The sequence below is a fragment of the Lactococcus taiwanensis genome, from assembly GCF_017068355.1.
In the GTDB taxonomy this organism is placed as follows: domain Bacteria; phylum Bacillota; class Bacilli; order Lactobacillales; family Streptococcaceae; genus Lactococcus; species Lactococcus taiwanensis.
In genome coordinates this window covers 319214-343992 of record NZ_CP070872.1, presented here as the reverse complement: position 1 = coordinate 343992, position 24779 = coordinate 319214, and the positions used below count along the sequence as shown (strand labels likewise).

The window sequence follows — 24779 nt, the reverse complement described above, 5'->3', positions numbered from 1 at the left end:
TTCGAAAAGTGCTGACAGCTTATTACGTCAGCAAATTTTTGATGCATAAAAACCTCCCGTCGAGGACAGGAGGTTAACGAAGTCGTATTCTAACTACCGAGGTTTTTAGACCCTGGCTTTTAGAAATTACGTCCAGCAAGTTTATCAAACAAACCTGAGTTAAGGACTTTCAGATAAGTCCCTTTCATACCAAGTGAACGAGATTCAATCACACCTGCAGATTCAAGTTTGCGTAAAGCATTAACAATCACTGAGCGTGTAATTCCGATTTTATCAGCAATGACTGAGGCAATAACGTGGCCTTCTTCTCCATCAAGTTCTTCAATAATGGCTTTCACGGCTTTCATTTCTGAGTAAGAAAGTGTGTTTACCGCCATCGTCGCCATGGTATCTTTACGGATATTTTCTTCCATTTGTTCAAGCTTAAGGTTTGAAAGTTGCACCCCAATTACAGTGGTAGCCAGTTCGACCAAAATAAGGTCATCATCCGTAAATTCTCCGTCTTCACGCCACATAATAAAGGTTCCAAGACGCATGCCTGAACCATAAATAGGCGCCAAAGTTGTCACACCCTTAGGAAAGTTTTCTAAAACTTCTTCTGGGAAGATTGCCAAAGGTTTGTCTACAGGTACGTTAGCCATAGTGTCGTAGATACGAACCGCAGCACGAACATATTCATCTGGTAATTTACGATCATAGAAAAATTGATCTACGCGTTCATTATTCGTATTGTAAGGAAGTGAGTAACCAAGTAACTCACCTTTCGTATTAATCACGCAGGCATTACAGTCAATGACATTTGCTAAGCGTTCCGTCATGCTATTGTATGGAAGCTCCTGTTGCAAATCGGTCACGCCATCTTGCAAAATCGCGGTGATTTTACGTGTTTTTTCAAGTAATGTAGCCACTCTGTTCTCCTAGTTTTTTTATATTATTCATTTTATACAAAATTTTTCATAATTAGTATAACATAAAAAAAGTTGATTGACAATAAAAATTGTCAGAAAATTATTCTCAACAAAAAAAGATATATGAATTATTCATACATCTTCGAGTCTTTAACTATCTACGATACTGTTGCAAGAAGCGTTCCATTTTTTCTTGTATTTCCGCCAGTTCATCTACCCGCGGAAGATAGACAATCCGGAAATGGTCAGGTTCTTGCCAATTGAATCCGCGTCCATGCACCAAGAGAATCTTTTCTTGCTTCAAGAAGTCTAACACAAACTGCTCATCATTGTCAATCTGATACATTTCTCTGTCAATCTTTGGAAAAATATAAAAAGCGGCCTGGGGCTTAACTGCTGAGAGACCCGGGATATCGTTAATTGCTTTATAGATGAATTCTCGTTGTTCAAAGATTCTTCCACCAGGCAATAACAGTTTATCGACAGATTGAATTCCCCCCAGCGAAGTTTGCACCACCGACTGTGCCAACACATTTGAACATAGACGCATTGAGGCTAACATATTAAGTCCTTCTATATAGCCTTTTACATGCGATTTTTCCCCTGAGAGCACCATCCAACCCACACGAAAACCAGCGATGCGATGGGATTTAGATAAGCCGTTCATTGTTACTACAAATAAGTCAGGAGCAAGACTTGCAATAGGGATATGCTCTGCGCCATCCATTACCAAGCGATCATAAATTTCGTCTGAATAGATGATAAGATTATTTTCACGTGCTACCTGGACGATATCAAGTAGTAAGTCCTTCGAGTAGAGTGCTCCCGTAGGATTATTGGGGTTAATCAGTACAATCGCCTTGGTATTACTCGTAATCTTTGCCCGTATGTCATCAATATCAGGAAACCAACCCGCTTGTTCGTCACAGATATAGTGCACTGCCTTACCGCCTGCTAAGCTCACTGCCGCTGTCCAAAGAGGATAGTCTGGCATCGGAATCAGTACCTCATCACCCGTGTTGAGTAGCCCTTGCATCGCCATGACGATCAATTCGGAAACACCATTACCTGTGAAGATGTCATTAATATCAAGATTAGGGAAACCTTTTATCTGACAATATTGCATAATCGCCTTACGTGCTGAGAAAATACCGCGAGAATCTGAGTACCCTTCGCTCTCAACGGCATGCGCCATCAAATCACTGATAACCTCATCAGGCGCTAAAAAGCCAAATTCAGCAGGATTACCTGTGTTAAGCCGGAGTATTTTCTCACCATTAGCACGCATGCGTTGTGCTTCATCAAGCACAGGTCCACGGATATCATAACTGACGTGATCAAGTTTATTTGATTTTTCAAATGTTCTCATATTGGCCTCCAGAACTTTTGGATACGGTGATGCTGATTTCGTCAGTAACTGACCGTGCGATCAGCAGTCGACGAAAAGTCTAGTCTATTTCTTCTGATAAATACGGAAGTATTCCCCCGAATAATTGGCAACTTTGTAATGACTTGCTAAGGCTTTTTCTAAAGATTTTGGAACAGTCTGTCCTGCTTGAAGCACTACATATTGGTCAGACATTTTTTCAACTTTTAAGTCATAGCTTTGTGTAAATTTCACAGGGTAATTTGAAGGGACAGTATCTATGGTAGAGACCCGTTTACTCTTAAGGTTGATGTCTTTACCAGCTGTCACTGCATAAACCCGATCTGATGTTTTTGCATGCTGGTTCAGGTAATGCACAACAGCATTCTCTTCGCTAAAGGTCTTATGATTTAAGAAATGATAAGTCAAGGGAGTAAAAATTATAAAAAGAACAGCCAAGATAGGGGCAAACAAACGATTCTGCAAATATTTTAGCAATATTTGATCGCTGTCTTTTACACCGAGCCCAGCAAACACAGCAATATAAGGCAATACAGCTAATAAATTGGAACTGTCAAAACTCTTATTGAAAATCACAATTAAAGTAACTACAACGATACCAAGTAAAAGTAGTACGTACCAAATGTTAGCACGCCCCGCTTTTTTTAGTTGAAGTATTCCTTGCGCAAATCCTGTAACAATACCAAAAACTAAAACCAAAACCAACGCTTTTGCAAGTGTCAATAGTAAATCATCAGGTAAACCAAAATTTGAAAAAGGAATCAGCACCGATTGCTCAATAGAAGTGTAAAGCGTTTGTTCCTCTAAGGCATAGTAAGCCACAGAATAGCCAACAAGTAAAATCCCTAAGATACTTGCAAGCAATTGATAAAACCCACGCCCCACTCGACGATGGAGCAGATTATAAATTAATAAAGCGACACCCGAGAGTACAAAAAAGAGCGTCATGATTGGAGCGATTACAAATGTAAAAGCCCCCGCCATCCCAAAACGAATGAAGCCTTTATCTGTTGTTCCTTCCTGAAAATAGCGAAAGATGAAACCTGCTGCCCACAAAGCAAAAGGAAGGGCAAAAAGTGTTGGAGTATCTCCTCCACGAGCTAATCCCGTAATTGTGACTAAGGTAAAGGCTGAAACAATTGTTGCCGCCATCTGGTTGCGCGTTTGTTGAAAAACCAAGCGATAAGACAAAATCCCACTAATCAGCAGAGCAACAAGCTCAAAAAGCCAGAGAAGCCATGTGCTCCCACCAATATTCCCCAGCCAATTAATCAGGTAAAATAAGGAGCCACCCGAACCGTAAAAATCATTATAAGGCACTAGGCCTTGATGCATAGCTAAACCTGAGTAGAGGTTTTGAGATTGTAAGGGGGTTGCTACATGCTGCCATAAAGGAAAAGCATAAAAAGTCAAGCCCAAAAGTACTGACAGCCCTGTCAGTAAGCCATAGAGCCACAAAGGAGCACTGACGGCTTCATGACGTGAGAAGCTTGAGCGAGCAGCTCTCTGGCGTGTTTCAGTCAGTGGTGTTACTTCGAGATGTTCTGTTGCCTGATCTGCTGCTGCCTCTACAACATCAAAGTCTTTTTTAGCCCAACGCGAACTCCGGCGCTCATGGCGTGACGAGCGCGTTTTATATTCATTTGACATGACGTCCTCCGATGTTTCCGCGGGGGAAACCTTTTTTGTAGGGTTTTCCATTTTATGAAAAACCATAGTAGTAAAAGAATTATATCAAATTTTTGGACAACACTCAATAAAATTGAAAATATTAGAAAATTATAGTCAAAAAAATTACTGACCAACTGGTCAGTAATTAAGCCTCTTACAAGCATTCTCCATCTTATCTTTTAAACTTTCCCACTAACCAAATGGCAAGGGCAAGTACGGCGATAAAGAGCCAAAAATGTGGATTAAAAAGAAGCATAATCCCTGCGAAAATAATCCGAATCACGAGCAAAATAAGTAAAATGGGTAAAATGTAGCGAAAGAAAATCCGTGTAGCCACCACACCAAAAACGACAAGCAAGATGGAAATAATCGCGCCAAACAAAATTAACCCTGATAAAAAACCTAAAAACATACTATTCTCCTTCTAATTAAAACGGGGCCCACGACTGGCTTTTACTAACCAGACGATAAAAGCAATCACCAGTACCGTCCCAAGAAAATGAGGGCTCAACAAGAGCATCAAACCGCCAAACAAGACACGCACTATCAGTAAAAGCACTAAAACGGGCAAAACAATCTTAAACATTCCTCTCATCATTAAAAATAAAGCTAAAAGCATTAATAATACAAACATTCTCTTCCTCCTCAACTTCGTGAGCTTCTTCAGTTACTTTTCTTACCCTAATTATATCAATAAAAAAGACCGTTTCTCTCGGCCTTTTGACTGATTTTTTTCTTCCTTTTTTACTGATGGCTCTGTCAGTGAGCTTTTACGGTGTTAGTGGCCGTCCCATCAGCATAATTAATATTAGCATTGGGCGCAACATTATCTAGCACGACCACTGTTGCCCCATCATGACCTGTTTTTTCTCGTCCACCACCCAATTTTATAGTCAGTGGTTGCCCTTTTTGATCAAAGCCTACATAAGCCAAACGGATTTGTCGCGGTAAAAGTTCATTGCCTTTGTAAAGTGGGGTAACTTGATAATCCAAGTAGTAGTTAGGATGATTTGCGAGCCAACTGTCTAAACGATTCTCATAGTAGAGCATGCTTGCAGTATTGCCATCATTCATCCCCGTAAAACTACCTCCATTAAACCAAGCCGTTTCAGGCACTAAATTCCGTGGTTCATCATTGAGTCCAGAAAATTGGTAACCGACCAGATGACCGCGCGCCATCAGCCACATTTTTCCCACTGAACCATCAGATTTTTTATAATAAAAATTATAGTTATGCCAGCCCACAGGATTATAGTTCAGCGGCTCCCGTTTTACCTTTGGTTCTTGTGAATCCTTTAGCTGAATGTGAGCATCCACAGCCCGTCCTAACGCATCCGTATTTGCGAGAACCAACTGGCGTTTATTTTGAAATGATAAAGGTTTTTGAGCGACAGAGCTAGCCAGTTGCTTTGTCGCCTGTGAAGTTGGTTCTTGACTGGAAGATGTGGTTGGCCCTTTAACCCATTGTTCAAGATTTAAACGGTCACTTCCCAAATAGCCCACTAGCAAGGCAATCACGACAATTATCAGTCGTGTTAAAGCTTTCTTTTGTTTCTTATTCATAACTTAATTATACCAGAAAAACTTTTTCAACTAATAAAAATGCAAATCTACATGCAACTTAGCGCATTAGTGTATAATATAGACAAAATCAAACGGAGGTACTACTATGTACGAATTTGAAAATCCAAGTCCCGCCACCATCTTTGGTTACCTCAAAAAAGCTAAAACGATTGCAGTTGTAGGGCTTAGCAACAAAACTGACCGGACGTCCTACTTAATTGCTGAAGGCTTACAAAAAAATGGCTATCGTATCGTTCCTGTTAATCCTACTTTAAAAGGTACTGAATTACTGGGCGAAAAGGTTTATGGTACACTTCAAGAAATTCCTTTTCATATTGATATTGTAGATATTTTTCGTCGAAGTGAATTTTTACCCGAGGTGGCTCATGATTTTTTGGAAACCGATGCTGATGTCTTCTGGGCTCAATTGGGTTTACAATCTCAAGAAGCCGAACAAATCTTACGCTCCGCTCAGCGTGATTCCATTGTGATGAATCGCTGTATCAAGATTGAATATGCCTATTCCGGCTTAGCAAACTTGTGAGTTTTTCAAGGACTGACCAAACGCTCAGTCCTTTTTTCATCGCTCCAAGTAACCTTATTCATACACGATGCAACAAATTGTTGTCTTTTTTTGATATAATAGCAAAGTTAATTACGAAAACACAAAACTCTCGTCCACCTGCGAGAGTTTTGTCTATTTTTAGTTTCTATGTTTCCGCATACATTCAATGTACAGTTTTTTTAAAGAAAGGATTTTATGAAAGAAAAACTTTGGACGACCACTTTCGTGGTCAATATGATGCTTAATTTCATTTTTTATCTCGTTTTTTATCTCCCAACCGTCGTTATCGGAACGATGGCGATGACAAATTACCATGCTTCCGCTAGTATTGCTGGGATTTTATCGGGAATTTTTATTGTCGGAGGCTTCGTTGCCCGCCTCTGGACAGGAAATAACATGAAGCGTTTTGGCGCTAAAAAACTCCTCTATATCGGGACAACCATCTTTTTTGTCCTTACATTTGGCTACTTTTTTATTCATAGCGTTGGCTTGCTTTTGCTTTTACGCCTTATCCACGGTATGGGATTTGGTATAGCCGCAACAGCTTCAGGAACCTTAGCAGGTGCGATAGTCCCATCTAGTCGGCGAGGAGAGGGAATTGGTTACTATGCCCTATCCGTTACCCTTTCCTCAGCAGTCGGACCTTTTTTATCCATGTTTCTTTACCGGCTCTATGGCTTTAATGCCGTGGTTTTACTCTCTGCGCTGCTTCTTTTTATCGCACTGATTGGAATTTTCTTTCTTCGTATACAAGCAACTCCTGCTGACCCCTCCGTCAGTGAAGGAACCACTAAGAAATTTGCTTGGTCTAATTATTTTGAAAAACAAGCGGTTCCAATTTCCTTTATTGCCTTTTTGATTGGGATTTCTTATTCAAGTATCCTTTCGTTCATGGATGCTTATGCACAAAATATCCACTTATCAGAAGCGGCTTCCTTTTTCTTTTTAGTTTACGCTATTACAGTTCTTGTCTCACGCCCCGTAACAGGACGAATTTTCGACCGCTTTGGGGACAACGCAGTCATGTATCCTACTTACCTCTTCTTTGCCCTCGGACTTTTGTTAATTGGTTTTGCCCAATCTGGTTGGATGCTCCTCCTTGCCGCAGTTTTTGTCGGGTTAGGATATGGTTCCTTTTCACCTTTCGGACAAGCTATTGCAATTCGTAGTGCGGAGGTGCACCGCTTAGGTGTGACAACTTCAACCTTCTTTGGATTGATGGATATGGGCGTCGGCTTTGGACCATTCATTCTAGGTTTACTCATGCCTTTACTGGGTTACCGTAATCTTTATCTTGCCTCTGCTATCTTAGCGGTACTTATTGCTGTGATTTATTATTTTGTTCATGGACGACATTCTCATTCTAATCAAGACATTTAATTACCTCGCTAAAAAGACAATATCAAAAATAAGATATTGTCTTTTTTATTATCGAATGATCACCTTTACTGACAGCTCTGTCAGTAAAATATTTGTGCTTAAGCGCCAATATTTTCATAATAGGCTACAGAAGCCATATTCACGTATGGGGTTGTCCAAAAGCCGGCTAGTCCTCCTGTAACGCCATACAAAACATACCACCAAAAGAAGCTCAATTTAAAGATAAAGTAATCCGCGCGTAATCCTCTCATCATCGTAGCAGAGTCACGAAGTACACCCATTACCCCTTCATATTTATCTTGCTCCAATTGATCAAATAAGACATAAGTGGATTGCGACCAGCCCAAAGCTAAGTAGATGCCAAATGCCCACCCTATAATCGGAATAAACATTAAGACGATAAAGATGAGCCCCTTAACAATTGTCAGCAAAATGATTTTTCCAGCTGACCCGTCGTGAAATGGGACGAAAATGTTACTGAACTGAGGATTATTACGTTCGCCACGATAAATCTTGATGTAGTTGAAAACTGCGCCAACTGTAATCACTGCCACAAATAAAGTAAGGGCAATAATTAAAACCGCCATGATGAGTCCCACCACTGAAACAGCCAACCATACACTTCCTGGCAGAGCATCCAGCCCAGAGCTATTTTCATCAAGTGTGGTCCGCATTCCGTTGCCACCCCCTAAAATACCAAGTACGATGGGGATAATGAATAAAAGCATCTTCGAACCAAAATTATCCCTCAATGCCCCTTTTGCCCGCTCCTTTAAAGCCTTTCTCGTCATCTAAATTCCTCCTTTATCCTCGCTAGAAACGCTAGCCTTCTCAAATAATCTTTACTTAATTCTATTATACCAATAATTGCTAAGAAAAACCTAAGACTTTTGCCTGATTTTTGGAACATTACCTATAAAAACACCCCTTTTTTTGTTATACTTATAAGTGCTTAATTTTTTAATCTAATAAAGGAAAAATATGACTGAACACGCTATAAAATATAGACTTATCAAAAAAGAAAAACACACCGGCGCACGGCTTGGTGAAATTATCACACCACACGGTACCTTCCCAACACCAATGTTCATGCCTGTCGGCACTCAAGCCACTGTAAAAACCATGAGCCCAGAAGAACTCAAAACCCTTGGCTCTGGAATCATCCTCTCTAACACCTATCACCTCTGGCTTCGTCCCGGAGACGAGTTAGTTGCCGAAGCTGGCGGTCTTCACAAATTTATGAATTGGGACCAACCTATTCTGACTGATAGCGGCGGTTTCCAAGTTTACAGCTTGGTCCAAAACAAGAAAAACATCACCGAAGAAGGTGTCAAGTTCAAGAGCCATTTGGACGGACGTGAACTTTTCCTTAATCCCGAAAAAGCAATCAGCATTCAAAATAATCTTGGCTCTGATATCATGATGTCCTTTGACGAATGTCCCCCCTTTTATCAGCCCTATGACTATGTCAAAGCCTCAGTTGAGCGGACTTCACGTTGGGCGGAACGTGGTCTCAATGCTCACCGCCGTCCAAATGATCAAGGACTTTTCGGGATTGTTCAAGGCGCTGGTTTTGAAGATTTACGTCGTCAATCGGCTAGAGACTTGACTTCAATGGACTTCGCTGGTTATTCTATCGGCGGCCTTGCCGTTGGTGAATCTCATAAAGAAATGAATGCTGTCCTTGACTTTACAACACCAATGCTTCCAGAAGACAAACCCCGCTATTTAATGGGTGTTGGTGCGCCAGATAGCTTGATTGATGGTGTCATTCGTGGGGTTGATATGTTTGACTGCGTCCTCCCTACTCGTATCGCCCGAAACGGTACCTTAATGACTCACTTTGGCCGAGTAAATATCCGAAATGCCAAGTATGAGCACGATTTCACTCCACTTGACCCAATGTGCGATTGCTACACATGTACTAACTATACACGCGCCTACCTTCGTCATTTGATCAAAGCCGATGAAACCTTTGGTTTACGTCTTTGTTCTTATCATAATCTTCATTTCCTTGTCAATCTCATGAAAGACGTCCGTCAAGCTATTATGGACGACAATCTCCTTGAATTCCGTGAAGATTTCTGTGAGCGTTACGGTTATAATTTACCTAACGCCAAAGATTTTTAAGTCTTGAAAATATTTTTGAAAAGTTGTATGATTATGGAAGTGGAAATTTCACTTTCATAAATTGCCGAGTTAGCTCAGTCGGTAGAGCACTTCACTCGTAACGAAGGGGTCACAGGTTCGATTCCTGCACTCGGCATAATTATAAAACCGTATATACGGTTTTTTGTTTGTCTTCTTTTAATTTGAAACTTTTCACAAATTATTCAATGTAATTTGTAAAATAAAAAGCCACTAATTATTTAGTAGCTTTTTATTTTATAATTTTTGGAAATAACCCTATTTTATTTTTTAATAAAACTAACAATTGCAACAATCGCAATAATAGAAACGCTAACTAACCCAATTGGTGGCCAAAACCAAACGATGAAGAATGGAATTAGAATAACTGTAAACAGTCTTTTAGAAGACAGTGTATGCGTTAACTCATTTCGTTGTACTCCCTCATTTTCTTTCTTCAACTCGCGTTCCATGATATGAAATATAATCGGCCATATAAGCATAACAATCAAATAAAGCAATTCAGGCACTAACTTACCAGAGTTTTTTCCTACCCACCCAGTCGTAAAAGGGAAAAAAGACATAATAAATAACCAAATAGCATTTATCATATACACACGTGGAGTCACTATCGATATATCCTTGTATAATTGATGATGATTATACCATACAGTCATAATCATAAAAAAACTCAGTGCGTACACAAAAACAGGAATTGCCAGTTGATAAAGGGAGGTGACGCCACTTTCTTTAGGTGTTTCAAATTCCAAAACCATTATTGTTGCGATAATCGCAATTATCGCATCTGTAAATGCTAAAAATCTTTCTTTACTCAAAATTCTCTACTTTCTTTTATAAAAATATTATGTTTTAAGGTGTCTTAATAGCGTACCTATAAGTGTTTAAATTTATCTTCTAGATTAGAAGATAACTTCTGTCTCTTTGTTAACTTTATTTGTTGCTCAATAATTCTATTAGCCTGTGGGGAACTATAGCGTTCGATCTTATTATTAACTTCTTTTAAACTTTCTTCGAGTTGTATCTGTCTCGCTAATACTTGAGTTTTATGCCTGGACAGGATGTCTAATCTAGCATTGATTGTTTGTGGACCAACCATGCATAACTCTATATATTTTTTTATTTCCCTTATTTGCATACCAGTATTTTTCAAACAGCAAATAGTATAAATCATCGAGAGATCACTCTCTGTAAATTCTCGATAGCCCGAAGAATTCTTCGAAACAAAGGGAAGCAAGCCTTTTTTATCGTAATATCTTATAGTTGATATTGGTAGAGAAAAATGTTCTGCTACTTCTTTTATTGTGTAAGTTTTATTCATCAATTTTCTCCCTAATAAAAATTCATTGATCTTATCGCTTGCCCTAAACTATAGTTTATACTTTATAATGTCTATTATCAAGAATAAATGGAGGAAATATGATGAATACAGTTTTCATTACAGGTGCAAATAAGGGAATTGGCTTTGCTCTCAGTAAAACCATGGCTAAACAAGGATGGAGAGTTATCTTAGGAGCAAGAGACAAAGCAAAAGCTGAATCAGCAGTGTCAAAACTCAAAAATGCGGGAGTTGATAATATCGAATACGTACTAGTTGATTTGGAAGACTCTAATAAGATTAAAGATACACTCTCCGAGATTAAGGAAAAGTTTTCTTCAATTAATCTGCTAATCAATAATGCTGGTGTCCCCGGAAAACACGAAACTAGTCTAAATACTGAATTAACTGATTTAAAAAACACAATGCAAGTAAATTTCTTTGGTACTTTTCAATTAACTCAAGGCTTGTTACCACTTTTAGAAAAGAATAATGGACGGATTGTGAATATTACCATCCCAACAAAAGCTAACCCTTTTTGGAATCCATTTGCTTACAAGGCTACAAAAGCAGCGCAAAATGTCATGATGAATTCACTGGCTATTGATTTCACCAAAGAAAATCGTACACTAGAAATTTTTAGTATTCATCCGGGGCCAACAACCACAGATTTGAACGGCAATATTAGTGCTGAAGGTTTTCACTCTCCAGAAGACGTTGCTCAAAAGATGAGTTCTATTATTCTAGACGGTAAATCTCATCAAGGTGAATTCTTTGAGATCTATAACGAATTAGAAAATTAGCCTTGTTCATTCATAATTCTCTGGCATTGACTATATAAATAATGTTTTAATAAATAGAAAACCACTAAAGGTAACTTTTAGTGGTTTTTATTATAACCAATTAAATTTTATTGAAAAAAACAGCTTTACGCTATTTCTATCTATTTTCTGTTATCTTTTCGTGAACTTAATAATAATAGAAACATGCTTAAACCACCAATAATTAAGGGAAATCCCATACCTAGAATGAAGAAAGATGACATTGCATTTTCACCTGTTTGTGGTAAATTCTGCTCTGACATTCCACCATTTTTTCAGTTGCAGAATGGTGACCTTCTACTAATGGCCTATCTCAGTGTTCTTCAGGAATTTTATAAGTACCTTCATATAATTAACTCAACTTAAATTCTACTTCTTAGGATATTTTAACAAAATAATTTTCAATTTGGATGCCATTTATTGTACATCATTACACCTTTATGTAATATCAAGAAAAATTAATGTAAGATATGTAGGCAATATACTCAGCTTCTATTCCGATACTATAGTGTTATGAAGACATCTGAATGTTTTTCTGTTTTTGTAAAAGACGTGATATACCTTTTAAATTTAAAATTGTAGGTTTACGTTTTATTTAAAATCTTACTTAAAATAAAACTTCGAATAAAATTTGTATTTTTAATACCTATTTTTTGAAATTACCCCAAATTTGCCCCAATTTATTTTTCAATTTAAGAGTTTTAGCATAGGGAACTTTTTATAAAGCCTTATAACCCTTGAATTTAATTTTGAGAGTAACCTAAGGAATCCCACACTCGGCATAAATAAAAACTGTCTCTAAGGAGGCAGTTTTTTGTTATATATCCTAAGCCTGATAGGCAATACTTTCAAAATTTCTCAAAAAAACTTTTCGTAAATCCAAAGCATCAATTTCCGATAAAATGCTGAGTGTATGCCGTACCATTTTATACCCTCGTTTTTCGTCTTCAAATTTGTAAATCCAACAGCCTTGAACAAAGATACTCGAAATCCGTACATAAGTATCAAAAGGTGTCAGCAAATTTCCTAATTCCCCCATCAGTTTTTCAGAATAATCTTTATAACCTCGGCGAATCATTGACAAAATTGTTCGAATAACCAGTCGAATGAGAAGATTTCTAAAATCAGAAACCTCTTTCAGATATTGGTAATCATGCGATAAAATTCGTTCCATAATACAATAAAGCAGGCGAGGCTTAATTTCATCCAATGTATTGACCAAAACAAACATTTCATAACTGTGCCAGACATGATAACCAGATAGGCACTCTTCAACATACTGGACCTCATCAGTTGATAGTCGACTGTAACATGCTTTAGCTGACAAAGCAATCATCTGACTCTCCTCCGAATCATAAGCACTATTTTCCAAGTAAATTTGGTGTAGCGCGGAGGTATCGTTGCTAAAATAGTACTTTTCAATTTTTTTAAACTGACTCAACCAATAATCCTCTTCGTCATTATTAAGCATGAGCATATAGGAACGAAAAGTAGTGTGCATCTCTTGGAGGGCCAAATCTAACTTATCAAAAGAAATCAAAGATTTTCCATTTTCAAAATAAGAGAGCGTAGATTTTGATAAACCAATTCGCTCAAAATCTCTTAAAGATAATCGGTGCTGAAGTCTTAATTTTTTAAATGCTTGCCCATATTTTTTATAAATCATTTCTAGTTTCTCGCATATTTTTATAAGTAATAAACTTTAGTTGAAATAAGGTTTTGCGATAAAAATGACCAGAAGCCACTAGTCTCTTTTTAGAATTACTGACTGCTGATCTCTATTTTCTTCTAAAAGTTCCATTCGTTCGAATAGCCAATCCTGACACAGATTGTACATTTCTTGTTTTTGCTCTGTTGTCAAACGATGAAATATCTGTTCCACAGCTTTAACAGAGCAGTCATCAATCTCTCCCAAAAGATATTCAGGCGCCACTTCAAAATATCTTGCAAGTTCAAAAAGTCTTACGGCTGAAGGAATCTTATTTCGCTTATAATTGTTTAAGGAATTTCTTGGATAACCCAAGTCCTTAGCAACCTGATTAATGGATTTTCCTGATAGATCAGCCAACGCTTTAATTCTAGTAAATAACAAATTTTCTTCCATATCTTACTCTCCTCATATTTCAACAAATCAAAACAACTCTATCTTTCGTGTGGCCAATAAATTAAAAATACATTTGCCCTATTTTCATAGAAGGATTGGTGTTTTCATTTTATTTTAAGAAGCTCTCTCATATCAGAAATTAAAAAATCGGGATGAGCCTGCTGGAGTTCCGTTTTAGAATGGGCGCCCCATGTTACTCCACAAGTCTTTACATGTGCAGCCTGTCCCATTTGAAGATCAAAAACAGCATCCCCAATCATGAGTGTAGTTTTTTCATTACGCTGGAATCGTTCTAAAATGAGTAGAACTCCGTCAGGAGCAGGCTTGTAGTGGTGCACATCATCAGAACCTATAATACCATCAAAATATTGAGCAATGTCAAGTTGCTCGAGATTTCGGGCGAGGGAGCTAGAATGTTTACTTGAGACAACATATAAATGCTTCTGCGCTTTTTTTAGCTGTTGTAAGACTTCTTGAGTTCCTGGAAAAAGATGAAGGTGTGATGTTTCGAAACGCTTATAGTAAGCCCTAAAGCAATTTAACAAATCTTCAAATTCCGTTTCATCAAACGTATGTGGTAAAGCCATTTTCTTAAAAGAAAGTTCAATCGGTATCCCCATATAGTAGATGATCGTTTCTCTATCTGGCCAAGGTAAATTAAACTCTTCAAAAGCAGCTTGTGTGGCTAAAATTCCCGTTTCTCCGGAATTGGCCAGCGTACCATCGAAATCAAAAATATAAGTATCCATGTATATCTCCTTGGGTTTGTATCGACATCAAACATTTATAATTCAAGGTATGACGTCTTCGTCAACTTCTCAAACTCTAAAATCAGAGCGTTGGCCCATTCATCACAACCTAGTAAACTCAAACCTTGAATGACCTCACGCATGTCCTCGAGCCCTCTTTCGGTTTGATTAATAAGATAATAGTGACTCCCAATATTAAACTTTACAAATGCTTTTTCAGCGATATGTTTATTAGGAATGGGATGATCTTCAAGATAGCGAATGATTTGTTTAAAGTAGGGTGTACTTTCTGTCAGATCTTCTGCCCCACGTATCAATAGCGCATCAGTCAAATTAACCAATGCGACACTCATCATCCACTTGATATCGGGGGTAATAAGACGATAATTAAAGGGATTAAGAAGCTTGTGTGTGAGCAGCTCAATGGTAGCCAAATCAAAAAGATGGATAGTGCTGCAGTAAATCCTTAATTCAAAGTCGTTCCAATTCTTTGTGACCAATAAATGCTGTTTGATAACTTGTCTGTCTCTAGCATCAATCTTATCTTTATAATCAGGGATAGCCTGTGAAATAATCGCCTTTAGATTAATAATTTGAATGCGTAAAAATTTACGCTCGGGAAATTTCTGTATCTGATCTTCCAGACGTTTAATCGTTTTTTCGACTTTAACTAAATTTTTTTGTTTATCTTGAAAAGCTGAAAAATTATTGGTCGCACTAGAAAACGAGTAAGGTATATCCAAGCGTTCTTCCACATAAAGGGTAAATTCTCCGGGAGAAACATTAATATTCGAAAGTAGTCTAAAGAATTTATCAATAGAGATCATCGCGGCCCCATGTTCAAATTTTGATATCGTGGCTTTGGAAACTTCTGTATCAGATATTTCTTTGATCGAATAGCCCTTGTTGAGGCGAAGTTCTTTAAAAATCGTGCCGTATATTCTTTTCATGTCATCATTATAATACAAAAATGTGCATTATGACTAGCTTTCTCCTTCTTTTTTATTATCCCTTCATTTAATATCGTTCAGCTGTGATAATAAGGAACCATTTCCATAGTATAATACATTCGATCCACAAGCCCTAAAAAAAGAATTTCGAATTTTCGCCAACTCTTGCAAATTGCTGTTTTCCTCCACTTTTTCGAAATTTTTGAAATCTTATCCTCTTTCAGTTGTTGAAGCCATTATTTCGTAAGGCAATTTTGAAGGACTCCACTCTAAATACGTTATAATAAATAGAGAAAAAGAACTGAGGCTTTTAAATGAATTATGAAGAATTTCTAAAAAGTAAACACATCGCTGAGCGCTGGGGCGAGGCCCAAGCCGCATTCGAAAGTATCGAATCAACTACTGAAGTCGCCTACTATCAAGAGCTATTAAATGATTTTTATGATTATATTCAAGATCTTGAGCGGCAATTATTTATTACTGACCAAACGGTAAGCCCACAGTTACGCGCGTCAGATCCTGCTTCTTTTCTGACAAGTCGGTCAGTTCCTCTCCCTCTTGAGCCTACTCCTTCTCAAGGTGAAACCTTGACTGGAGAAGAGGATCCCTGGTTTGGTTTTAATGACTGAGTCTATTTTACAACGTTAAAAATATTTAATCGCTCTCTATTATCACTAGTGCGATTCTTATATTTTTGTAGGTAACTAAGATTTTGTTGTGAAAACCTTTGCAATCGTGTTAAAATAGAGAAAATAGCTTTCACAAAGGAGAACTTGCCCATGCCTCTTAATATCTTGGACTATGATCCATATTTAGAACCTTTTAAAGATGCGCTCTCTTCACGTCTTTATGATTATGCACACACCAAAAAAAGACTCCTGGGCACTGATGGCCGCCTCAGTGATTTTGCTTGCGGTCATCATTATTTCGGCTTTCAGCAAGAAGAAAAGCATTGGACATTTCGTGAGTGGGCACCAGGTGCAAAGAGAGCTTGGTTAGTCGGTGATTTTAATAATTGGGAGAATAATTACGAGCTTAAAAGAAGCTACGGCGGGAATTGGGAAATTCTTATCCCAGGAAAACTCCCCGTAGGTTCGAAAGTTAAAGTCAAATTTCTTCTGGAAAATGATGAAATAGTCTACCGTGTTCCAAGTTATAGTCTTTGTGCGCTTCCTAATGAGCGTCATGAACTTGATGGATTAATCGTAAATCCTAACTATCAATGGAAACACTCAGCTCCTCAAAGTACTGAAGCTCCTCTCATCTATGAAGCGCATATCGGTATCTCATCTGAAGATTACAAGATTAATAGCTACCGCGCTTTTATGCAAGAAGTGCTCCCTCGGATTAAAAAGGCTGGTTACAATACGATTCAGCTAATGGCCATTATGGAGCATCCCCTTTATGCCAGTTTCGGTTATCAAGTTTCTAATTTCTTTGCCGCTTCTAGTCGTTTCGGCACGCCAGAGGATTTAATGGCATTGATTGATTGCGCCCATGGGTTAGGGTTACGTGTTTTACTTGATGTGGTTCATTCCCATGCAGTCAAAAATGTCGGAGATGGTTTAAATCTTTTTGATGGGACAACCTCTCAATATTTTCATGAAGGTAAACGGGGAGAACACGAAGCTTGGAATACCAAACTTTTTAATTATGGTAAGGATGAAGTGCTTCACTTCTTATTATCTAATTTGAAATTCTGGCTGGAAGTCTATAAGTTTGACGGTTTTCGCTTTGATGGCGTGACCTCGATGCTTTATAAAGATCATGGGCTAGGGACAGCTTTTACCGATTATGCGAAGTACTTTAGCGCTAATACCGACACTCAAGCGGTGACCTATCTGATGTTAGCAAATGAGCTCATCCATGAAATTAAGCCTGATGCCATTACCATTGCCGAGGATATGTCAGGCATGCCAGGAATGGCTTTGCCCATCTCAGCTGGAGGAATTGGTTTTGATTATCGCCTTTCCATGGGTATACCTGACTTTTGGATAGAACAGTTAAAAGAAAAGCAGGATGAAAGTCTGGATCTCATGAAACTTTGGTGGGAGCTAACAACTAGACGTCCGGGAGAAAAAAATATCGGCTATGCTGAAAGTCATGACCAAGCTTTAGTAGGCGATAAAACACTAATGATGTGGCTAGCGAACGAGGCGATTTATGATGCTATGTCAAAAGATAGCCAATCTCTAAAAATCGACCGTGCAATAGCCTTACATAAATTAATTCGTCTCATTACCTTTAGTTTAGCTGGAGAAGGATATCTAAATTTTATGGGGAACGAATTTGGGCATCCAGAATGGCTTGATTTTCCACGCGAAGGAAATCATGACAGTTTTCAATATGCACGACGTCAATGGTCTCTCGTGGACAATACCCAGTTACGTTTTCAAGATTTGGCCCACTTTGATCAAGCCATGCTCCAACTTGAGCAGCATTTTAAACTCTTAGAAGCTTCAGAACTAAACCAACTGTGGATAAAAAATGAAGACAAGCTGCTCGCCTATCAAAAAGGTCCCTTATTATTTGTGTTTAATTTTCATCCTACAGACTCACAAACTTTAAAACTTAAGCTTAGCCAAAAGCCTCTTCTCATCTTTGACACTGACGATGAGCAATTTGGAGGATTTGGTCCACGCAATACTTTTCAATGGCAAAATCAGCAACTCGACCTCCTTCTCGAAGCGCGAACTGCCATGGTTTTCCAGATTAAATAGTAAAAACCTGCCAAATGACAGGTTTTTTTCTCACTGACAGAGCTGTCAGTAAACTTAAAAGGCATTTAGATTTGGCTCAAGCAAAGTCCAAAGCTTTTCAAATTGATTTTGAAATTGGTCATCCCACTGTGGAGCAATTTTGGGGTGGTGAAAATAAGCAAACGCTTGGATATAAGCACCAGCCTCTTCTTCTGTTTCCAATTGAGCAGCTGTCTTTAGACTCTCAACCATTTCTAAAATATGTTTACGCCCTAATTCTAAATTTTCCCCAATGTAGGTTGTGTATAAGGCAAACATTTCTGGTGTTTTTCGATGTGCTTCATATTTAGCACTAGCGACTGACCAGAGCCAGTCATGAACAATCTCTTTTTGATGTTCATACTTGCTTGTGTCAAAAGGAAATATTTTTACAAGTGTCTGACCATTGAGCCAACGAAGGGCAAGTATCGTTAAAAGCTCCTCTTTACTTTTAAAATGCTTATAAATAGCCGGTTGACTAATATCGAGTTCTTGAGCAATTTTTGAAATGGTGAGTTTCTCTATTCCATGCTCTAAGATAAATTCTTCTGTTTTTCCTAATATCTTTTCACGTGTATTCATAAATTAATTGTATCATAAGTTATAATTCTTGACAAATATAACTTTCTGGTTTATAATTCACTTTGTTGGTTATAAAAGATAAAAAAAATAACCTATTAAAAAGGAGAAATCATGACATTTACAGGACATACAATTTTAATCACAGGTGGCACAAGCGGAATCGGACTTGGTTTTGCTAAAAAGTTTTCCGAATTAGGAAATAAAGTCATCATTACCGCCCGAAATGAAAAACGTCTTCATCAAATTTTAAATGAAAATCCAACTTTTACAGGATTTGTCAGTGATGTTGCTGACCAAAACTCCCTCCCCCAATTGGTCAACTTCATCAAAGAAAATTTCCCTCAACTTGATGTCATTATGAACTGTGCCGGAATTATGCGTGCGATTAATTTATTTGAACAAGCTGATAATTCTCTAAAAGTACTGACAGAAGAAATTCATATTAATTTATTAGGAACAATTGCTGTGACACAAGCATTTTTGAACACCCTTGTCGCTAATGATGGACTGGTCATTAATGTTTCATCAGGATTATCAAATCTGGCTGACGGTGCACATCCTATTTACAATTTGACCAAAGCTGGGGTTCATTTTTACTCTGATGCGCTTCGAGAACAAGCTAAATATTTTGAAAAGACTTTAAAAGTCATCGAATTAGTGCCACCATTAGTTGCTGAAACAAATCTCGAAAGCCATACAAATACTGACGCACCCAATAACATGGCACTTTCAGACTTAATTAGTGAAACTTTAGCCGGGCTTGAAAATGGCTTAGACCGGATTGACGCTGGTTTTGCTAAACAACTTCACCAAATGGGCAAAGTAAACAGTGACGAAAACACCAAACTACTTTCTCAACAAATGCTCACTACTTATTTTCCCAAAATGAAAGATTAGAGAAGAAAAATGTCACTTAATCCCCTTCAAATGCAACATACCAAAAAAGAACTCCGTAAAAATTTTGAACTTACAGGACTTAGCAAATCTGAAGTTGCTACTGATTTAAAAATTAGCGAAGTAAAACTTGAAAAAATATTTAATCTTAAACAAAGAAGGCTCGAAGACCCTTGGATTTTACGAAATTATTTACTAGAAAAAGTAGAAAAAACAGGTCAACAACCTGTTCCCTTTACCGCTTTAGCTGGAGATTGGCACCGTCACTGGTTTTTAGATTCCAATCTAATTGACCAGCGACAAATGTCTGAAGGCGACAACTAAAACTCAAAGGAGAAAAATCATGAAAACACTTATCACTGGCGCAAATAAAGGAATTGGTTTTGCACTTGCTCAAAACCTTGGTCATCGTGGCTATGAGGTCTTGGTCGGAGCCCGTAATGAAACGCGTGGACAAGAAGCCGTTGAAAAACTGAAAGCCGAAGGAATTACTGCCGAATTTGTCAAAGTTGATTTAGATGACTTAAATCAACTGACGAGTCTGTCAGCACTGACAGATATTGATTTATTAATTAATAATGCTGGAATTTCTGGTAATATCCATTCAGATAAAGGGCATCTTGATATGGAAAAATCAGCTTTTGATTATTCAACAGCTGATTTAGAAGAAACAATTAAGACCAATTTTTTGGGAACACATGCTGTGATTAAAGAACTTCTTCCACATTCACTGACAGAAAATGCTAAAATTATTAACATCACCGTACCTGTTTCTCAAGAATATTGGATGCCACTTGCTTATGTCACTTCAAAAGCCGCACAAAATGCCATGACCTTTGCTTTTGGTCATCAATTCAAAAAAGACCAATCTAAAAAACAAATCTTTGCTGTTATGCCTGGTGCAGTTGCAACAGATTTGAACGGGGCAAAAGTTGGCGACAATCCATTTGTAAAATCTCCTGAAGAAACAGCTCAAATGATTAGTCAATTTATTTTTGATGACAAAAATCATAATGCTCAAATTATTAATTTTGACGGAACAATTTATGATAACTATGAACCAGGTCTCTCTCATAAAGTTATTCAAGAAATCGCTAAAAATGACTAAAAGTGCAAATGAAACAAATAAAAGTTACTGACAGGCTGGTCAGTAACTTTTTTAACAATTACAAAAAAGGATAAGGAAAAATAAAAAGCCGTCAGTTCATGACAGCTTTTTATTTTAATCTTCTTGTTCATCCATGAAACTATTGAAGACTTCTTCAATCATATCCCATTCATCTTCAGCATCTTCAGGTATGGGTTGCAAGTCTCCTTCAGTGCCGTCCTCATTTTCAGTAAATGAGTAAGCCAAGACATCGATAAGACCTTGTTCATCTTCTTCGAATTCTGTTGGTTGTAAAACAACATAGTTTTTACCAAACTCTTCTTGTCCATCGATGGTAATCAAAATTTGGAATAAGCTTTCGTTTCCATTTTCATCTACCAAAGTAATATAGTCAGGTTCATGGTTATGGTCATGTTCGTGATCATGTGTATGCGTCATTAGTTTTCCTTTTCTGTTCCTTCAATTTTGAGAAGCTTACCGCTTCATCAGCCCTTTTATGAAAGTCAAAATTTCAGGGCATGAGCATCAAGATAATTTTGTAAAATCAAGACCGCAGCTAATTTATCAATGGATTTTTTACGATCTTTACGTCGTACACCACCATCAATCAGGACTTTTTCAGCTTGTGCCGTGGTCAACCGTTCATCTTGATACGCGACTTCCAAGCCAAACTCAGTCGAAAGTTTTGTTCCATAATCTCGTGAAGCCTCAGCACGAATTCCTTCATCACCGTTCATGTGTTTAGGTAACCCAAGAACGACCTTTTCAGGTTTGTATTCTTTAATCAACTCGCCAAGGCGGTCAAAGCCTAAGTCCCCTGCATCACTATCAATTTTGATTGTTTCCACAGGTTGCGCCGTCATGCCAAGTAAATCACTCACTGAAACACCTACCGTTTTTGTCCCAACGTCTAGGCCTAAAATACGTGCAAACATTATAAATTCACACCATTATCTTTCAGATAATTTTTAATTAATTCTTCCACAATATCATCACGGTCAAAGCGGCGAATTTTATTGCGGGCATCATCATGACGTGGGATGTAAGCAGGGTCACCCGACAAAACATAACCTACGATCTGATTGATTGGGTTGTAACCCTTTGCCTCAAGTACATTATAAACATCAACAAGTGTTTCGCTAATTTCTTTTTTGTCCGAATCACCAAATTCAAAACGGACCGTTTCATCTGTAAAACTCATAAGACACCTCCTTTAAAATCATTTGGACCAGCCAAATGTGCCTAAAACTCAATAATATGTCCTGTCAGCAACTTATGAAACTCCTATTGCCACTGACAAAGTGGTCAGTTGGCTCGATAAATATTGACAGCAATCTATCATTAAAATTTCCTTAGATATAATTAATTATACGTTATTTTCATTGCAAATTCAACCGTTTCTCCCTCAGCGAGACCAAAAAAATCACTTGCTCCAGCCGAAAACAGAACAGACCATTATTTGAAAAACAAAGTTAAAAAATGCAACTAAGGTAGAATATTACCCGCAGCCATATACAGATCGTACCACTCTTCCCGACTAAGCACAATATCTGAGGCAGCCGCAATTTCTTTGATTCGACTTATTGTCATTGTTCCAATAATTGTTTGAATATTGGCGGGGTGGCGATTAATCCAAGCCACGGCAACCCCCGTTGGAGTGGAATTGTATTTTTCTGCATAAAATTCCAATTTTTTATTCAACTCTGGGAATTTTTCATTTCCCACAAAGACGCCTTCAAAGAAACCATATTGGAATGGTGACCAGGCCTGAATCGTCATCTTATTAATTCGAGAATACTCTAAAATTCCATTATCATGAACGACTGATCCTTCATCATTCATATTGACATGAATTCCAGCATCAATCATCCCCGTATGCTTTAATCCAAACTGAAGTTGGTTAAATAACAAAGGTTGTTTCACTGCGGTTTTCAATAGTTCAACCTGACCTGGATTTTGATTAGAAACCCCAAAATAACGCACTTTTCCTGCTTTTTCCAATTCGTAAAAAGCCTCCGCTACCTCTTCAGGCTCTACTAACGTGTCTGGGCGATGTAAAAGCAGGGCATCCAAATAATCAGTATCTAAACGTTGTAAACTCCCTTCCACCGCTTCGATAATATGTCGCTTAGAAAAATCAAACATTTTTCCTGGAACGATCCCACACTTGCTTTGCAAGATAATCTCTTCTCGCTTTACAGACGATTGTTTCAAAGCCTTAGAGAATAGCGTTTCACACTCCCCACCCCCATAAATATCTGCATGATCAAAAAAGTTAATCCCTGAAGCAAACGCAGTCTCAATAACCGCCACAGGATCTTTGCCCGCTTCATTGATTCTCATGCAACCTAAAATAATTTGTGAAGCTTCGAGTTCACCGATTTTAAATGTTTTCATGATTGAACGACTCCTTTGTGTGAAAGAGCTCTTTCTACTTTAAGAAAATAACTCTTCAATAATTTACTACTAAGATTATTATACCACATTTTTTGAAATCGCTTAACTAAGTTTGAAAGAATAAAAAAACCAGCTATCAGCTGGTTTATATTCTCATTTACATCTAACAGCGGACGTTCTGTTTTACAAAAAATATCCGCATCTTTAATCGTGAATTCCTCTTGATTAAACTGTAAGTGAAGCACGTCCTTTACGACGACGAGCTGCAAGGACACGACGTCCGTTTTTAGTTGCCATACGGCTACGGAATCCGTGAGTAGTCTTACGAGATTTTTTGTGTGGTTGGTAAGTACGTTTCATTATATAAGTCCCTGGGCTACTTCACTTTTTGGTTGAAAGTAGCTCCACCTTTTCGGTGTTCCTTTCATCTTAGTTTACTGCTATTAAAAGCATACCTTACAATTCTACACTATGAAAGGTCTTTTGTCAAGACTAAATCTCTTTAGCCACTACAATATAGCGATTATATTCCTGACCTTCAGAATGGCTAGACACCCCTTTTTCCTGTGCAATAATCGTATGAACAATCTTACGTTCGTTTGATTGCAAGTCATTGATATAGACGGTCTCGCCACCGCGAGCACGCTCTGCCGCACGATGAGCTAGACTTACGATGTAGGCCTTTCGTTTTTCATGGTAGTCCCCTACATTTACTGCGATATTCATGCGGGTATTCAAGATGCTATTAGCATAAGCTTTTGCCAAAATTTGTAAACTTTGTAGAATCTTACCATGTTTACCTATCAACAGCGCATCATGATTAGAAGTTAAATTAAAAACTGTCAAATTACCCTCGCGTGACACAGCGACCCGTGTTGCAATTCCCATTTCTTGTGTGATGGTTGTCAAATAACTTGAAATCTTCGAAGCAATTTTTTCTTCTTCATTAGTAACTTCTTTCGAAGCCTCTTTTTGAACAGCAACTTCTTCTTTCACAGCTTCAACAACTTCAGAGAGATCTGTTGTGCCTTGACGATTTTGCACAACTGTTTTTTTCGCCACTTCAATGATTGCATTGCGCTCTTCTTCAGTAATCTCGCCATTTTGCTCTTTTTCTGCCGCACGTACTGCTTTCACAACTTGACTCAGCTCAAGGGTTGCTTCCATTGCAGATTGAGCCTTAGGTACGCCCAAATTAATGTTCTCATCCACCCCACGTTGTGCCAGATGATCCGCCTTACGCACTGTTTCTTCATGGATAGGCTCAATATTAATCCGAGCTCGCTTCTTTCCGAAACCTAAAAATCCTTTTTTCTCTTTTTGTTCAATGTGAATATGAACATTCTCGCGCTTGACACCTAATCGATTTAAACCACGTTCGATTGCATCTTCGACCGTTTCACCAGTAAAAATAGCCATAATAAAACTACTCCTGTAAATATGATAAATCTAATGACAATTTCTAGCACATCTTCCAATTAAAATAAAAACTGTCAAAA

Annotated in this window: 30 protein-coding genes and 1 tRNA gene; 10 read left to right on the top strand and 21 right to left on the bottom strand. The window is 38.0% G+C overall.

The features are described 5' to 3' along the window. Window positions 1-119 precede the first annotated feature (119 nt). From codY to JW886_RS01755, 6 genes are all read right to left on the bottom strand, one after another. Window positions 120-908: a GTP-sensing pleiotropic transcriptional regulator CodY gene (codY, locus tag JW886_RS01780; protein ID WP_075525153.1), complete on the bottom strand. Its 789-nt coding sequence runs from the start codon at window positions 906-908 to the stop codon at window positions 120-122. A 154-nt stretch (window positions 909-1062) separates the two neighbouring features. After that, window positions 1063-2277 carry a pyridoxal phosphate-dependent aminotransferase gene (locus JW886_RS01775; RefSeq protein ID WP_200406947.1) on the bottom strand — a complete coding sequence of 405 codons (1215 nt, stop codon included), beginning with the start codon at window positions 2275-2277 and terminating at the stop codon, window positions 1063-1065. 84 nt (window positions 2278-2361) lie between these two features. Beyond that, window positions 2362-3945, bottom strand: a complete 1584-nt coding sequence (locus JW886_RS01770) for a glycosyltransferase (RefSeq protein ID WP_205872150.1) — start codon at window positions 3943-3945, stop codon at window positions 2362-2364. 193 nt (window positions 3946-4138) lie between these two features. Then, a complete protein-coding gene (locus JW886_RS01765) occupies window positions 4139-4378 on the bottom strand; it encodes a hypothetical protein (RefSeq protein ID WP_075525150.1) in 240 nt (79 codons plus the stop codon). Window positions 4379-4390: 12 nt separating this feature from the next. Beyond that, window positions 4391-4600 carry a hypothetical protein gene (locus JW886_RS01760; protein ID WP_075525149.1) on the bottom strand — a complete coding sequence of 70 codons (210 nt, stop codon included), beginning with the start codon at window positions 4598-4600 and terminating at the stop codon, window positions 4391-4393. Between the two features lie 125 nt (window positions 4601-4725). Further along, entirely contained in the window at window positions 4726-5529 is an 804-nt protein-coding gene (locus tag JW886_RS01755; RefSeq protein WP_205872149.1) for a DNA/RNA non-specific endonuclease, read from the bottom strand. 106 nt (window positions 5530-5635) lie between these two features. Between JW886_RS01755 and JW886_RS01750 the strand changes: the two genes are divergently transcribed. Continuing rightward, window positions 5636-6073 (top strand): CoA-binding protein, encoded by a 438-nt coding sequence (locus JW886_RS01750; protein WP_205872148.1) that lies wholly within the window; start codon window positions 5636-5638, stop codon window positions 6071-6073. A 216-nt stretch (window positions 6074-6289) separates the two neighbouring features. Continuing rightward, complete coding sequence (locus tag JW886_RS01745) at window positions 6290-7474, top strand: MFS transporter (RefSeq protein WP_075525146.1); 1185 nt, start codon at window positions 6290-6292, stop codon at window positions 7472-7474. Between the two features lie 98 nt (window positions 7475-7572). Here JW886_RS01745 and JW886_RS01740 read toward each other — a convergent pair whose 3' ends face one another. Next, entirely contained in the window at window positions 7573-8265 is a 693-nt protein-coding gene (locus tag JW886_RS01740) for a DUF975 family protein (RefSeq protein ID WP_205872147.1), read from the bottom strand. A 190-nt stretch (window positions 8266-8455) separates the two neighbouring features. Here JW886_RS01740 and tgt point away from each other — a divergent pair, with 190 nt between their 5' ends. After that, window positions 8456-9604, top strand: coding sequence for a tRNA guanosine(34) transglycosylase Tgt (gene tgt, locus JW886_RS01735; protein WP_075525144.1), 1149 nt, complete (start codon window positions 8456-8458; stop codon window positions 9602-9604). Between the two features lie 63 nt (window positions 9605-9667). Then, window positions 9668-9740 (top strand) — tRNA-Thr (locus JW886_RS01730). A gap of 145 nt (window positions 9741-9885) precedes the next feature. Here the strand turns inward: JW886_RS01730 and JW886_RS01725 are convergent. Next, window positions 9886-10437, bottom strand: coding sequence for a TMEM175 family protein (locus JW886_RS01725; protein WP_205872146.1), 552 nt, complete (start codon window positions 10435-10437; stop codon window positions 9886-9888). Window positions 10438-10493: 56 nt separating this feature from the next. Then, window positions 10494-10940 carry a MerR family transcriptional regulator gene (locus tag JW886_RS01720; RefSeq protein WP_205872145.1) on the bottom strand — a complete coding sequence of 149 codons (447 nt, stop codon included), beginning with the start codon at window positions 10938-10940 and terminating at the stop codon, window positions 10494-10496. A gap of 98 nt (window positions 10941-11038) precedes the next feature. On the opposite strand from JW886_RS01720, the gene JW886_RS01715 reads away from it, so the two are divergent. Continuing rightward, on the top strand, window positions 11039-11740 hold the full coding sequence (locus JW886_RS01715; protein WP_241003783.1) for an SDR family NAD(P)-dependent oxidoreductase: 702 nt from the start codon (window positions 11039-11041) through the stop codon (window positions 11738-11740). A gap of 140 nt (window positions 11741-11880) precedes the next feature. Here JW886_RS01715 and JW886_RS09945 read toward each other — a convergent pair whose 3' ends face one another. The 5 genes from JW886_RS09945 to JW886_RS01690 form a co-directional block, all read right to left on the bottom strand. Next, window positions 11881-12021 carry an LPXTG cell wall anchor domain-containing protein gene (locus JW886_RS09945; RefSeq protein WP_205872144.1) on the bottom strand — a complete coding sequence of 47 codons (141 nt, stop codon included), beginning with the start codon at window positions 12019-12021 and terminating at the stop codon, window positions 11881-11883. Between the two features lie 563 nt (window positions 12022-12584). Then, a complete protein-coding gene (locus JW886_RS01705; protein WP_075525143.1) occupies window positions 12585-13424 on the bottom strand; it encodes an Rgg/GadR/MutR family transcriptional regulator in 840 nt (279 codons plus the stop codon). Window positions 13425-13502: 78 nt separating this feature from the next. Continuing rightward, window positions 13503-13862, bottom strand: a complete 360-nt coding sequence (locus JW886_RS01700; RefSeq protein WP_082272301.1) for a helix-turn-helix domain-containing protein — start codon at window positions 13860-13862, stop codon at window positions 13503-13505. Between the two features lie 104 nt (window positions 13863-13966). Continuing rightward, window positions 13967-14611: an HAD family hydrolase gene (locus JW886_RS01695; protein ID WP_205872143.1), complete on the bottom strand. Its 645-nt coding sequence runs from the start codon at window positions 14609-14611 to the stop codon at window positions 13967-13969. Window positions 14612-14646: 35 nt separating this feature from the next. Further along, window positions 14647-15561: an Rgg/GadR/MutR family transcriptional regulator gene (locus tag JW886_RS01690; protein WP_205872142.1), complete on the bottom strand. Its 915-nt coding sequence runs from the start codon at window positions 15559-15561 to the stop codon at window positions 14647-14649. A gap of 314 nt (window positions 15562-15875) precedes the next feature. Here JW886_RS01690 and JW886_RS01685 point away from each other — a divergent pair, with 314 nt between their 5' ends. Together JW886_RS01685 and JW886_RS01680 are read left to right on the top strand one after the other, a co-directional pair. Then, complete coding sequence (locus tag JW886_RS01685; RefSeq protein ID WP_205872141.1) at window positions 15876-16190, top strand: hypothetical protein; 315 nt, start codon at window positions 15876-15878, stop codon at window positions 16188-16190. A 150-nt stretch (window positions 16191-16340) separates the two neighbouring features. After that, the gene (locus JW886_RS01680) at window positions 16341-18281 is read left to right on the top strand and encodes an alpha-amylase family glycosyl hydrolase (RefSeq protein ID WP_205872140.1); all 1941 of its coding nucleotides are present in this window, start codon (window positions 16341-16343) and stop codon (window positions 18279-18281) included. 54 nt (window positions 18282-18335) lie between these two features. Here the strand turns inward: JW886_RS01680 and JW886_RS01675 are convergent, their stop codons facing one another. Continuing rightward, complete coding sequence (locus JW886_RS01675) at window positions 18336-18881, bottom strand: TetR/AcrR family transcriptional regulator (RefSeq protein WP_205872139.1); 546 nt, start codon at window positions 18879-18881, stop codon at window positions 18336-18338. Between the two features lie 111 nt (window positions 18882-18992). Between JW886_RS01675 and JW886_RS01670 the strand changes: the two genes are divergently transcribed. The 3 genes from JW886_RS01670 to JW886_RS01660 are packed head-to-tail and all read left to right on the top strand — an operon-like array spanning window position 18993 to window position 20883. Next, on the top strand, window positions 18993-19778 hold the full coding sequence (locus tag JW886_RS01670) for an SDR family oxidoreductase (protein WP_205872138.1): 786 nt from the start codon (window positions 18993-18995) through the stop codon (window positions 19776-19778). Between the two features lie 9 nt (window positions 19779-19787). Beyond that, a complete protein-coding gene (locus tag JW886_RS01665; protein WP_205872137.1) occupies window positions 19788-20099 on the top strand; it encodes a DUF2316 family protein in 312 nt (103 codons plus the stop codon). 19 nt (window positions 20100-20118) lie between these two features. Further along, a complete protein-coding gene (locus JW886_RS01660; RefSeq protein ID WP_205872136.1) occupies window positions 20119-20883 on the top strand; it encodes an SDR family NAD(P)-dependent oxidoreductase in 765 nt (254 codons plus the stop codon). Between the two features lie 114 nt (window positions 20884-20997). Here JW886_RS01660 and JW886_RS01655 read toward each other — a convergent pair whose 3' ends face one another. The 6 genes from JW886_RS01655 to jag form a co-directional block, all read right to left on the bottom strand. Next, window positions 20998-21321: a DUF1292 domain-containing protein gene (locus JW886_RS01655; RefSeq protein ID WP_075525134.1), complete on the bottom strand. Its 324-nt coding sequence runs from the start codon at window positions 21319-21321 to the stop codon at window positions 20998-21000. A 65-nt stretch (window positions 21322-21386) separates the two neighbouring features. After that, window positions 21387-21818 carry a Holliday junction resolvase RuvX gene (ruvX, locus tag JW886_RS01650; RefSeq protein WP_075525133.1) on the bottom strand — a complete coding sequence of 144 codons (432 nt, stop codon included), beginning with the start codon at window positions 21816-21818 and terminating at the stop codon, window positions 21387-21389. Further along, window positions 21818-22084, bottom strand: coding sequence for an IreB family regulatory phosphoprotein (locus JW886_RS01645; RefSeq protein ID WP_075525132.1), 267 nt, complete (start codon window positions 22082-22084; stop codon window positions 21818-21820). Before JW886_RS01645 ends, ruvX begins: the two co-directional genes overlap by 1 nt. Before the next feature lie 284 nt (window positions 22085-22368). After that, a complete protein-coding gene (locus JW886_RS01640) occupies window positions 22369-23280 on the bottom strand; it encodes an aldo/keto reductase (protein ID WP_205872135.1) in 912 nt (303 codons plus the stop codon). Between the two features lie 225 nt (window positions 23281-23505). Further along, window positions 23506-23640 carry a 50S ribosomal protein L34 gene (rpmH, locus tag JW886_RS01635; RefSeq protein ID WP_003131818.1) on the bottom strand — a complete coding sequence of 45 codons (135 nt, stop codon included), beginning with the start codon at window positions 23638-23640 and terminating at the stop codon, window positions 23506-23508. Between the two features lie 132 nt (window positions 23641-23772). Continuing rightward, window positions 23773-24699, bottom strand: coding sequence for an RNA-binding cell elongation regulator Jag/EloR (gene jag / locus JW886_RS01630; protein WP_075525130.1), 927 nt, complete (start codon window positions 24697-24699; stop codon window positions 23773-23775). Between the last annotated feature and the right edge of the window lie 80 nt (window positions 24700-24779).